11 protein-coding genes are annotated in these 11,595 nt (G+C 52.6%); 2 read left to right on the plus strand and 9 right to left on the minus strand.

What is annotated here, in order from left to right:
* Positions 1-77: 77 nt before the first annotated feature.
* Both NXS13_RS00395 and NXS13_RS00400 read right to left on the minus strand, forming a co-directional pair.
* Positions 78-914 (minus strand): tRNA (adenine-N1)-methyltransferase, encoded by an 837-nt coding sequence (locus NXS13_RS00395; protein ID WP_259157795.1) that lies wholly within the window; start codon positions 912-914, stop codon positions 78-80.
* 6 nt (positions 915-920) lie between these two features.
* A complete protein-coding gene (locus tag NXS13_RS00400; protein ID WP_259157794.1) occupies positions 921-2,180 on the minus strand; it encodes a M18 family aminopeptidase in 1,260 nt (419 codons plus the stop codon).
* Positions 2,181-2,228: 48 nt separating this feature from the next.
* Here NXS13_RS00400 and NXS13_RS00405 point away from each other — a divergent pair, with 48 nt between their 5' ends.
* Entirely contained in the window at positions 2,229-3,020 is a 792-nt protein-coding gene (locus NXS13_RS00405; protein WP_259076932.1) for a PD-(D/E)XK nuclease family protein, read from the plus strand.
* A gap of 40 nt (positions 3,021-3,060) precedes the next feature.
* On the opposite strand, the gene NXS13_RS00410 is transcribed toward NXS13_RS00405, so the two are convergent.
* The 7 genes from NXS13_RS00410 to NXS13_RS00440 form a co-directional block, all read right to left on the minus strand.
* Positions 3,061-4,716, minus strand: coding sequence for a formate--tetrahydrofolate ligase (locus NXS13_RS00410; RefSeq protein WP_259289214.1), 1,656 nt, complete (start codon positions 4,714-4,716; stop codon positions 3,061-3,063).
* 134 nt (positions 4,717-4,850) lie between these two features.
* Positions 4,851-6,305 (minus strand): aspartate ammonia-lyase, encoded by a 1,455-nt coding sequence (gene aspA / locus NXS13_RS00415; protein ID WP_259289215.1) that lies wholly within the window; start codon positions 6,303-6,305, stop codon positions 4,851-4,853.
* Between the two features lie 270 nt (positions 6,306-6,575).
* Positions 6,576-7,250 (minus strand): HAD family phosphatase, encoded by a 675-nt coding sequence (locus NXS13_RS00420; RefSeq protein ID WP_259076928.1) that lies wholly within the window; start codon positions 7,248-7,250, stop codon positions 6,576-6,578.
* Positions 7,251-7,267: 17 nt separating this feature from the next.
* Positions 7,268-7,459, minus strand: coding sequence for a hypothetical protein (locus NXS13_RS00425; RefSeq protein ID WP_259076926.1), 192 nt, complete (start codon positions 7,457-7,459; stop codon positions 7,268-7,270).
* A 329-nt stretch (positions 7,460-7,788) separates the two neighbouring features.
* Positions 7,789-8,244 (minus strand): hypothetical protein, encoded by a 456-nt coding sequence (locus NXS13_RS00430; protein WP_259289216.1) that lies wholly within the window; start codon positions 8,242-8,244, stop codon positions 7,789-7,791.
* A complete protein-coding gene (gene mshC / locus NXS13_RS00435) occupies positions 8,241-9,494 on the minus strand; it encodes a cysteine--1-D-myo-inosityl 2-amino-2-deoxy-alpha-D-glucopyranoside ligase (protein WP_259076922.1) in 1,254 nt (417 codons plus the stop codon). The genes NXS13_RS00430 and mshC overlap by 4 nt, the downstream gene beginning before the upstream one ends.
* Before the next feature lie 67 nt (positions 9,495-9,561).
* Positions 9,562-10,386 carry an undecaprenyl-diphosphate phosphatase gene (locus NXS13_RS00440; protein ID WP_259077104.1) on the minus strand — a complete coding sequence of 275 codons (825 nt, stop codon included), beginning with the start codon at positions 10,384-10,386 and terminating at the stop codon, positions 9,562-9,564.
* A gap of 177 nt (positions 10,387-10,563) precedes the next feature.
* Here NXS13_RS00440 and NXS13_RS00445 point away from each other — a divergent pair, with 177 nt between their 5' ends.
* Positions 10,564-11,571 (plus strand): hypothetical protein, encoded by a 1,008-nt coding sequence (locus tag NXS13_RS00445; RefSeq protein WP_259157789.1) that lies wholly within the window; start codon positions 10,564-10,566, stop codon positions 11,569-11,571.
* Positions 11,572-11,595: the final 24 nt, after the last annotated feature.

Below are 11,595 nucleotides of genomic sequence, written 5' to 3' on the forward strand. Positions count from 1 at the left end.
AGATGACAGTATCGACGATCACGGAGTAAGCCGACTGCCCGCGCGAGTATGTCTCGCAATAGTCGGCTTGGCGCGAGCTACTTCCGAGCTTTACGTTGTGGACGTGGCGGGGTCACCCCATCAGCGAGGCGTCGTGCGAAGACGAGGAATGCGGTGTGAGCATTCATCCGGTGCTCTGGTCTCGTAGCCAAACCTTCTACACGCCAGTCTCGAACAAGCGATTCCCATGCTCTCGGTTCGGTAAAGCACTGCCGCTCCCGAATACCCTCCATTACCTTCATGAGCTGGGGGACCGTTGCTACATAGGCCATTATTACGCCGCCCGGAAGGAGTAATTCCTGAGCCTTTTCCAAGCACTCCCACGGCGCAAGCATGTCCAAGATGATTCGATCCACTGGACCGTTGAGCTCTTCGAGCGAGATTTCTTTAAAGTCACCGAGTCGTGGATGCCACGTGGCGGGTCGTGTACCGAAATACTGGTCGACATTCGATTCCGCGAACTCGAGGTGGTCCTCCCTAATTTCATAGGAGAAGACTTCGCCCTTCTCTCCGACGGCGCGCAGTAGAGCCATGGACAAGGCACCAGAGCCGGCACCTGCTTCGAGCACGCGCGCGCCGGGAAAGATATCCCCTTCGACTAAAATCTGCGCGGAGTCCTTAGGGTAGATGACTGCCGCACCACGGGGCATAGACAAAACATGATCAACGAGCAGGTGCCGGAAACAAAGGTATTCATAGCCTTGCTCTGATTTGACCACGGTGCCCTCGTGAGAGCCGATGATATCGTCGTGGGCGATTGCGCCTTTATGGGTGAATAGTTTCCCACCAGTTTCAAGGACGACTGTCAGATGCCGTCGTTTTGGGTCAGTGAGCTGGACGCGATCGCCTACTTGAAAAGGACCTGAATATGCCATGGGGATTTAGGCTACCAGATAGCTGTGCAGGGCTCGCTGGAGCCCCGCGAGATCTTCGCGATGGCACAGCTCGCGGGCCGAATGCATACTCAGCAGCGGAATGCCTACGTCGACCGTCGGGATTCCCAGTCGGGTTGCAGAAATTGGGCCAATGGTTGAACCGCACGGTACCGCGTTATGGCCCACGAATACTTGAGAGTTGACCCCTGCACGCTCACAGGCTGTAATCCACATAGCGGACGTCTCAGTAGTGGACGCATATCGTTGATTGGCGTTGACTTTGAGAACGGGGCCACTGCCCAGTATCGGGAAGTTGGTTGTATCGTGCTTATCCGCGTAGTTGGGGTGCAGAGAGTGAGCCGCGTCTGCGGAAACGCAATGCGAACGGGCATATATTCTCTTGATGGCATCGTAGTTTGCCCCGAGGGATACCGCGGTACGTTCGAGGACATCTCCAAGAAGCGGCCCAGCAGCACCTGTGATGGATTGGGATCCCACCTCTTCATGGTCGAAACAAGCGAGCACTAATACATCGCTCTTATTCGATGCTCCACCCGCTGATACCGCCTCGATGAGAGCTTTGATTCCGGGGAATACTGAGGAGAGATTGTCAAGACGCCCTGCTGCTAGAAATTCCTCATTCAAACCAAAATACTCACCCCGCTGGGCATCGCAGGTTATCAGATCATGGGAGATGATATCGTCGGCGGCTACACCTGCTGATTGGGCGAGAATATCTGTGATGCTCGTGTCTTCATACCCCACTGCGTAGATGGGCTGGGTGTGCTGTTGCCTGTCGATTTTCAATGCCTCATTGCTCGTGCGATCTAAGTGGATGGCGAGCAGCGGGATACGAAAGAGTGCTGGGGTATCCACGAGCACTGTGGATCCGTTCTTCAACCCTAGACTTCCAGCTAGTCTCAACTCACGGTCGAACCATGACGGAATGATGGGTCCACCGTAGACTTCCACCGCTGCTTGATTAAAGCCGTGGCGATGGAGGTCACCGTGGAATTTCAGTTTGAAACCAGGCGAATCGGTATGGGCGCCGATAATTCTGAAGCCGCTGTGATCTGAGGCCCCCTCTGGTATGAACCAGGCAACAAGTGCTCCCCCGCGGATGAGATAGTGTCCACCTGGAGTGCTGTCCCACGGTTCTGTTTCCTCTTGACGGACAAAACCTGCGGCAGCTAACAACTGGGCACCGAGATGTGCTGCGTGAAAGGAACTAGGTGCTGCGTGGATAAAATCTTTGATATCGTCCATAGCCTCTAGTCTAGAACAGCGAATGAGCGTGGTTTAAGATGGGAGGTCATGAAGCTAGCTCTCTCCCCCTCGCGACTGTCGGATTTTAAACAGTGCCCTTTGCTCTACCGGTACCGGGCCATAGATAAGATCCCAGAGAAGAAGACTAGGGCTCAAATTAAGGGCACTGTGGTGCATCAATGTTTAGAAGATCTTTTTAGCCTCGACCACTCGGCTCGCACCCTCGATTCTTTAACGCGACGCATTCCCGAAGTGTTCGAGCACATGGCAGCTAAAGATCCCGAGATTCGCAATCTCGTTTCCACTCCAGAGGAGAAACGAGAATTTTTCAATGAGGCGTGGGTCTTGCTGCGCCGCTATTTTGTGGTAGAAAATCCTCGGGGTTTTGATCCTCTGTCGTGTGAGAAATATATTAACGGCACCTTACCCAATGGGGTGCCTATACGAGGTTTTATTGATCGCGTGGATCGAGCTCCAACGGGGGAATTACGCATTGTGGATTATAAGACGGGCAAAAAACCTCCTGAGCGCTTTAGCCAGCAAGCTATGGATCAGATGCGGTTTTATGCTCTTGCCTGGTGGCGTTTGAATAACCGCGTTCCCACCATGCTCCGTCTGATTTATTTAAGCACCGATGATCCATTTCTCGACCTCATACCCGACCGTGAGGATCTCGAGAGGTTCGAGCACTCTCTCGATATCGTGTGGGAAAAAATTCAGATGAGAATTGCGGCTCAAGATTTTGAGGCCACCCCATCTCAGTTATGCCCATGGTGCAGTTATCATGCGTTGTGCCCGCAACAGCAAGGACATAAGCTACCCTTTCCCACCATGAAATAGGTCCCAATCAACTAAAAAATTGGGACTTATTTCAACTGACTTAGAATAGTCCGTTAATCAAGTCTCCTTCCACGGTGATCTGTTCTGCTGCGGGTTTTTTCGGCAGGCCTGGCATTGTCATCACATCTCCTGTGAGTGCAACGATGAAACCGGCGCCTATGCGTGGCAATAGTTGTCTAATGTGGATAACGTGGCCTTGGGCTGCTCCAAGAGCATTGGGATCCTCGCTGAATGAGTATTGAGTTTTGGAGATACAGACGGGCAGGGTGTCCCATCCGTGAGCCTGTAAATATTTCAGGTCCTTGAGTGCGCGAGCAGACCACTGCACCTCCTTGGCTCGATAGATCTCTGTGGCGATGCGATTGATTGATTCCTCCAAGCCCTGTGCGGGATCGTAGAGCGGATGCGAGGAGGTGTCGTGGAGATTGTCCAATACATATTGAGCGAGTTCAGCGGCACCTTGACCACCCTGTGCCCACACATCCACAGCGTGCAAGGCCACGTTATAATTCGTAGCCCAAGCCTTCATCCACGCAATTTCGGAATCAGTATCTGTACTAAAGAGATTCAAGGCCACCACGGGCTCAACCCCGAATTTCCTCAGGTTTTCAATATGCTGCTCGAGGTTGACGATCCCGCTCTCGAGGGCCGAAAGGTCTTCGTGAGTCAGGTCCTGGCGTGTCATGCCTCCATTGAATTTCAACGAACGGATAGTGGCCACTATTACGCAGCCAGCAATATCAAGATGCCCGATTCGAGCCTTGATATCGAAGAATTTCTCGGCGCCCAGATCTGCGCCGAAGCCAGCTTCAGTGAGCACATAATCAGCATGCTCGAGTGCAGTTTGTGTGGCGATGAGTGAATTGCACCCATGTGCGATATTGGCGAAAGGCCCGCCATGGACAAATGCAGGTGTCCCACCGAGGGTTTGAACCAAGTTGGGATGCAAGGCATCTTTTAGTAGGGCCATCATAGCACCAGTGGCTGATAGGTCAGCAGCGGTAACTGGGCGTCCGTCGAAAGTCTGGGCCACGACGATATTGGCCAACCGTTCCCCAAGATCGTTGATCCCGGTAGCTAAGCACAAGATGGCCATAATCTCGCTCGCTGCGGTAATAGTGAATCCCGTTTCAGTGGGGACACCGTGAGCTGGTCCCCCAAGACCTGTGACCACATGGCGAAGGCTCCGGTCGTTGACATCGAGGCAACGTTGCCATGAGATTTTTCTCGGGTCAATTCCCAAGGCATTCCCTTGGTGGATATGGTTGTCGATGATTGCGGCGAGGGTATTGTTGGCGGCTGTAATCGCGTGGAAATCCCCTGTGAGGTGCAAATTAATATTTTCCATGGGAACAATCTGGCTGTGTCCGCCGCCTGCGGCTCCGCCTTTAATCCCGAAAACAGGCCCGAGGGAGGGTTCGCGTATAGCCACAAGTGTGGAGTGACCCTGAGCCGCAATAGCATCGGCTAGTCCAATAAGGACGGTGGATTTACCCTCGCCTGCTGGTGTGGGTGACATCCCAGTCACCAAAATGAGTGCGCCTTTTTGTGAGCGGTTCGGTGCGATCGTCGTATCGATCTTGGCTTTATTGCGCCCATAAGGGAGCACCGCTGCGGGAGGTATACCAGCCCGCTCGGCAATAGTGTCAATATTGACAAGCGGGTGGGATTGAGCGATTTCTACATCGGACAGCATGGGGCTAAGGCTCCTCGGTATATGTGGGTAGATGCTAAACAGTTCAGGTTTAAATCTATCCGATGGAGTTCAAGAATATGCGCCCATATCCATACTTTTTCCAGACCCGCAAGCTAGGGGGACTCAGACCTCATTTAGTTATCAAGGTAGAGGCGTCCCCTAAATACTGGATGCATGAGGTTTTCTTTAGAGAGCACCTGATTGAGGGTCTCCTCGTCCATCAGACTTTTTTCTAAGACGAGTTCACGAACCGATTTCCCCGTCGCAGCCGCTTCCTTACCGATGAGGTCGCCATTGTGGTGGCCAATAAAAGGATTGAGGTAGGTGATAATGCCTATGGACTGCTCTACGTAGCGTTGGCATACCTCTTTATTAGCGGTGATTCCGCTCACGCACTTTTCACGCAGGGTTCGAGATGCATTTCTCAAAATGTCCATAGACTCGAATAGTGCTTGGCCAATGGCGGGCTCCATCACATTGAGTTGCAATTGCCCCGCCTCCGCCGCCATGAGGACGGTGATGTCGTTGCCGAATACTTTGAAGCACACTTGGTTAACAACCTCGGGGATAACGGGGTTGACCTTCGCCGGCATAATCGATGATCCTGCTTGACGTTCGGGCAGGTTGATCTCGTTGAGGCCAGCTCTGGGTCCTGAGGAGAGAAGTCTGAGGTCGTTGCAAATTTTCGATAGTTTCATAGCACCGCGCTTGAGAGCCGAATGGACGAGCACATACGCGCCGGTATCACTAGTAGCCTCAATAAGATCGGCAGCTGATTTCACCGGTAGTCCTGTGACTTCAGCAAGGGCTGCGGTCACTTGGTTGCGATACCCGGACGGGGTGTTGAGACCCGTTCCGATAGCTGTGGCCCCTAAATTAACCTCTAGGAGGCGATCGGCAGCGAGCTGCATAATGGCGCGTTCTTCACTCAGGTTCTGGGAGAAGGCTTTAAATTCATCGCCGAGGGTCATCGGTACCGCGTCTTGCAGCTGGGTGCGCCCCATTTTTAAGATATCGACAAATTCGTGCGATTTGACGTCAAATGCTGCCTGTAGGTGGTCAAATTCCTTGATCAAACGCATCATGGAGGCATAAAGGCCCAAACGGAAACCTGTGGGGTACGCATCGTTTGTTGATTGCGACATATTTACATCATCGTTGGGATTGATGACATCATAGGCTCCCTTGGGCTCACCTAAGTGCTCGAGGGCTAGATTGGCGACAACCTCGTTGGTATTCATATTCAGCGACGTTCCCGCTCCACCTTGGAATACGTCGATGGGGAATTGGTCCATGCAGCGGCCATGCTCCAAAATCTGATCACATGCCCACACGATTGCCTCTGCTTTGTTGGCGGGTAGTGTGTGTAGGCGTCGATTGGCTAGTGCTGTCGCTTTCTTTACCTGCACCATGCCCCGAATAAAGTCTGGGATCTGGTTGATGGTTGTTCCCGAAATCTGGAAATTTTCGATGGCTCGCTGTGTATGGATTCCGTAGTATTTGGAATTATCAATGTGCATTTCACCGAGGAGGTCTACCTCAGTGCGCATATCGGAGTTATGGGGCTGAGTTGGGTTGTGGCGAGCCATAGTCGGTGGAAGTCTCCTTAAAATTGTATTATTACACAGTAAGAAGGTGCTGAGAAGGTGGAGCGCGAAATCCTAGGATTTCGCTGGGCGCGCCACTTTTAACCTAGGCGAAACCTAGCTCTGAAAGGTTTCGCACCAAGGCTACGTTACCTCGACGGCACCACCACTCACCATACACCGATACAGGGGGTTTGTGAGCCTAAAAGTACAGATCGGCTCTGTGTAGTGACCGCTCAATGGGGGTAGGTGAGCGCTCTGTACCCAGGTACGCTACTGACTTATGGAATTAAACCATTCTTCGAGCCGATTAAAGGTGATATCAGCATAGGAATTAATGCCGATCTCATGAACCTCAGGTGGGCGCTGAGCTTGTGAGCCAGGAGCGGCGACGACCACGCACCCAGCACGAGTTGCAGCGGTCATGCCAGTGTAGGAATCTTCAAAGACGAGACATTCTCGAGTGGATACCCGGAGTCTTTCCGACGATAAACGGTAGATAAGGGGATGTGGTTTTCCTGTGTGAACCTCGTCTCCGCACAAGGAGCCTGCAAAATAGTGAGCTCCGAGAGTGTCGATGACGGGCTCAGCTAATTCTCTGGAGGTATTAGTGACTATAAAATTAGGGATTCCTCGCTGCTGAATATCGCCCAAAAGCTCGATAACACCAGCAAAGATTTCAGTCTGCGGTAGCAATTCTTGCATCCGCTTCACCATAAAACGTTCAAAATGCTCGTAAGCAGGCTTATCTAAGGAAATACCGGCGTGTTCCGCGGCAATTTGAAGGGTATTAGCAAATGATCCCCCCACCGTCTGAGCCCGTAATTCAGGGGTGAGTCGTCGCCCCATCTCTTCACTGAGTTCGTAGGTAGCAATCTCCCACAGAGGTTCTGAGTTCACTAAAGTTCCGTCCATATCCCACAGGACGGCACGAAGTTTTGCAGCCATCTATTTGAGTGTCCTTCCTAACGGAAAAATTGCGCAATATTCTCGAATAACCCTACTTGATGACCGCCGCCGAAGAATACCAGCGCAAAGATGATAGAGAAGAACCTCCGGATAAGGCTTCGTACAATACTAATTATTGCAACTAGCACCACTACTCCAATAATGAGTGGAAAGGCCACTTCTGGGCTGAGGAGATAATCGAGGGACATATCTATCACTTCTTTCTCATGGGTGCTTATATAGCTTCCGGCACTCCTAGGATTCTAAGACAGAAAAGCCCTCGGTCATAAGCGGGTGTTCGTGGCTGATATTTACTCTTGATAGTCCTCCCCTATGCTCGTGCGCGAGCCAGTCAGGGCGGATAGGAGTTAAAAAGCGTGTGCACGATGCTGAAACGATCGTGCAAGTCCAGTAGCCACGATGCCTATACACTCGCCGCGAGCTGTGTGGTCACCGACTATTATTCCGTCCATCTTCTACACTCGAGCCCCTCGGTCAGCGAATAATCCTCGGATCGCCGGAAAATCGCGATCATGGTCTAGCCAAGCAGTGAGGCGTCGCGGTAGGAAACGGTATCAGTGTGGGAACAGTACTCCGCTTCCGTTAATCTCGGCAGCTCCGTTACCCGTGCTTCAGCTACTCCTTTGAGAGCCCACAACTCGGCGATAAGGTCCTCGAGTTCCGCTGCTTCTTCGGGCTCGATAATGGCATCAGCGTTACGGTAGTTGAACTCTAAAATTCGCCGATGCCAGTTGGAAGTCGTATCTACAATAAACTCGTCCGATTCCACCAAGGAGGGATCGTCAATCCGGGCGCACTCTCGGACCAGGGCGTGCAGGAGGTTTTCCAGCTCAGCTAACTGCTCGCTATCATATGGTGGATCCCAGAATTCTTTTTCCGATGCTCGAAGATAAGAGCCAGTCGAAAATGTGCGCAGATCAGCGATAAAATTCTCCACCTTTTTATCAAAATATTCGATAAACGTACCCGTCATAGCTTTATTCCCAATAGTGCATCAACCCCCACCTGAACGAGCTGGCCCGCCTCGCTCAGCGTTTGACGGCTGGGGGGTTGCCCCACTACCGAATGAGCCCAACGATCGATCGCTGACAAAGCACCAGGGGTATCGAGATCATCTGCCAGTCTCGTACGCACAAACTGGATAAGATCTTCGGCGTGAGCACGGTTGCTCTCGCGGCTAATAGCGCTGCGCCATAGCGCGAGTCGATCTTCGGCTGCAGCGAGTAAATCTTGAGAGAAATCCCGCGACGCGCGATACGACGCCGAAAAGACACTGAGACGGATGGCGGCTGGATCGTGTCCCGCTCGAGTGAGATGGGATACGAATACTAGATTGCCAAGTGATTTGGACATCTTGACTCCATCGAGGGAGATCATGCCGGTGTGGACATAATGTCCGGCCATACGCGGGCTATCGCAGGCCGCTTCCACGTGAGCCGCTGAGAACTCATGGTGGGGGAAGATGAGGTCTGATCCACCTCCTTGGATAGCGAAATGGTTACCCAAACGATGAGCAGCAATAGCCGCGCACTCGATATGCCACCCCGGGCGACCCGGCCCAAACGGAGAATCCCATGAGGGTTCCCCCTCGCGGTGAGCTCGCCAAATTAGGGCATCGAGAGGATCTTTCTTAAATTCCCGCTGTGGGTCTCCCCCGCGCTCAGCGAAGAGTTCTTCCATAAGTGCCCGAGAATAATTTGACTCGTAGCCAAAGTTCTTTGTTGCCGTAACAGAGGCATATATATCGGGATAGTCGGGATCGTCGACAATATAGGCAGCACCAGTCTCGAGCAGTCGCGATACGAGCGTGATAACCTCATCGACCGATTCCATAGCCCCGATATAATCCTGTGGCGGTATAACCCTCAGGTTAGTCATATCAGAACGGAAGAGATCAATCTGGCTGGTACCCAACGCCTGCCAGTCGAGGCCGTCTCGTTGGGCGCGTTCAAAGAGGGGATCGTCGACGTCGGTGATATTTTGCACGTAATGGACCTGCGCACCTTGATCGATGAGAACTCTGTTGATGAGGTCAAAAGTCAGATATGTCGCGGCGTGACCCAAGTGCGTGGAATCGTACGGAGTAATTCCACACACATAAATCCCAGCCTTGCCTTGATGAACTTCAACTGGTTTGACTACCCTATCGGCGGTGTCGTACAAGCTTAACGCGATGGGTTCGCCAGGGAGGTGGGGAATGTCGGGCCGTGACCAAGAAAACATAGGCGCTAGTTTACCGAAAAATCACCGTTGCGCCGATTCGCTAACACCGGCCCCTACCGAGCCGCTGCTACGGGATTAGGAGTCCGGCTGCGAGCAGCGCTATCGTGGCCAGCCCCACCGGGATGCGGTAAGCCGCGAACCAACTAAAGGAGTGCTGGGAAACAAAGCGTAAAAGCCACGCGATAGTAGCGTAACCGACTCCAAAGGCGATAAGGGAGCCGACAATGAGCTGAACGCCAGAGGCAGCCTGGCCCGTCTGTGGGGCGAAAGCATCGGGTAGCGAGAATAAGCCCGAAGCTAAGACCGCAGGTATAGCGAGCAGAAAGCTAAACCGGGCTGCGACTTCGCGCTCCAGTCCAAGAAAAAGACCAGCAGAGATCGTCCCTCCTGATCGAGAGACCCCAGGGATAAGCGCAAGACACTGAGCGAGACCCATAACAATAGCGTCAGTCATAGTGAGATCTTCGTAGCGGCGCTTTTTCCTCCCCCACCGTTCTGCTGCGATAAAGACAAAGGAGAAAAGGATCAAGACGGTGGCGGTGATCCACAGATTGCGGAGATTGCCCCGTATATAGTCCTTAGCTAGGAATCCGATGACGCCCACCGGTATGGTGCCCGCAATGACCATCCAGCCCATCGTGTAATGGAAACCACGCTGGGAGGGTCGAACCAGTCCTACGATCCAGTGCCTTATAATCGTGTAGATATCTCGGGCAAAATAGACTAATACAGCCGCTTCAGTACCCAGCTGCACAACGGCAGTAAACGAGGCCCCCGCATCTTCACCAAAGAAGAGCGAACTGACGATCCTTAAATGACCAGAGGAACTGACAGGTAAAAATTCTGTCAGCCCTTGCACGAGGGAGAGGACCACGACCTGAACCCACGACATAGCCGTCGGATCCGTGGCGGATGCCAGAATGTGGGCACCTTCGGTAATTGCAGCAGTATCAGTCACAGATGTATACCGTACTCGTTTCTCGGCGAACGTTCATGCATCAGGCCAGAAAGTACACAGCAACCCAACCTTCGGGGTGGACAGACACTGATCGGTGCTAACATTCTCCTTGTGAAATATAAAGCTCTCGGGACAATTCTTGCCCTAACTCTTACCGCCTGTAATCCCCCTTCGGTTGAAGAAAAACTCCCGGTACGTATGGGAAGTGCTTTCCCCGAACCGAGGGTGTCGGGCACGGTGCCCCATGGAGACGTTATTGATCTTGACCCCAAATATCACAATGTTGAAGATATGGAACGGGTGGGCGATATCCTGGCGCTGCGTTCGAAAGACAAGCTAGCGGTGGGTACGGTTGCTGATTTCCGATCCGGTCAAGCGGCTGTCCTTGAGGTGGATCCCAAATGTGGCGATATGACCGCTGCAGCTCCGGATTTTCTGATCGCTTGTCCTGATGGGGTCAATGCTATTGACGCGAAGAACCCGAAACTGCTGGTGATTCAAACAACGCCGAAGCCTGTGACAGCAGTAGCACGCACTAGCGACGGGACCCTTTTTGTGGGTAATGCTGATAGCGAGGAAATTCTAGCCTATAAAGAGGGTAACGAGCACTCTATTACCATGGAGGGCCCAGTTGACCAGCTCATAGCCGTAGCTCGCGACGCCGGCCCCGACTCCGTTTACCGCACCAATAGGGTCAATACGACCATTCAAAATATTTACCCCGACTCCCTCAAGGCTGGAGCCGTTCTGCGGGTGGGCCTAGGTGTGGGTGAAATTTCTGCCGGTAGCAATGGTATGGCTTTGGCAGCAGATGCTATAGGACATCAGTTCGGCGTCTATCTGGCCGATGATGTGATCCGGCTGCATCAAACCACACCCACGCATGGGCAATCTCCTTGGGACCTGGCATGGGATAAGAATACCGAGAGCGTGTGGGTGGCAACGACGGCTGATTCCAGCATTAGTGGGTATACAATCTCAAGCGGAGTTGGACAAGAGATTGTCCAGTATTCAGGAGTCTCCGATATTCACAATATCGAGATCCTCGACAACGGCGATATTGTAGCGGCCTCCGCATCAGGTGCTGGCCTGCAGATTATTTCCCGTGCACAACAGTGACAATAAGTATCTACGGTTAGGATG

The sequence above is a fragment of the Corynebacterium sp. ES2730-CONJ genome, from assembly GCF_024834055.1.
In the GTDB taxonomy this organism is placed as follows: domain Bacteria; phylum Actinomycetota; class Actinomycetes; order Mycobacteriales; family Mycobacteriaceae; genus Corynebacterium.

Coding starts and splice junctions, on each gene's coding strand:
- NXS13_RS00395 (WP_259157795.1), bottom strand. CDS start 914: ATGGCATATTCAGGTCCTTTTCAAGTAGGCGATCGCGTCCAGCTCACT.
- NXS13_RS00400 (WP_259157794.1), bottom strand. CDS start 2,180: ATGGACGATATCAAAGATTTTATCCACGCAGCACCTAGTTCCTTTCAC.
- NXS13_RS00405 (WP_259076932.1), top strand. CDS start 2,229: ATGAAGCTAGCTCTCTCCCCCTCGCGACTGTCGGATTTTAAACAGTGC.
- NXS13_RS00410 (WP_259289214.1), bottom strand. CDS start 4,716: ATGCTGTCCGATGTAGAAATCGCTCAATCCCACCCGCTTGTCAATATT.
- aspA (WP_259289215.1), bottom strand. CDS start 6,305: ATGGCTCGCCACAACCCAACTCAGCCCCATAACTCCGATATGCGCACT.
- NXS13_RS00420 (WP_259076928.1), bottom strand. CDS start 7,250: ATGGCTGCAAAACTTCGTGCCGTCCTGTGGGATATGGACGGAACTTTA.
- NXS13_RS00425 (WP_259076926.1), bottom strand. CDS start 7,459: ATGTCCCTCGATTATCTCCTCAGCCCAGAAGTGGCCTTTCCACTCATT.
- NXS13_RS00430 (WP_259289216.1), bottom strand. CDS start 8,244: ATGACGGGTACGTTTATCGAATATTTTGATAAAAAGGTGGAGAATTTT.
- mshC (WP_259076922.1), bottom strand. CDS start 9,494: ATGTTTTCTTGGTCACGGCCCGACATTCCCCACCTCCCTGGCGAACCC.
- NXS13_RS00440 (WP_259077104.1), bottom strand. CDS start 10,386: ATGTCGTGGGTTCAGGTCGTGGTCCTCTCCCTCGTGCAAGGGCTGACA.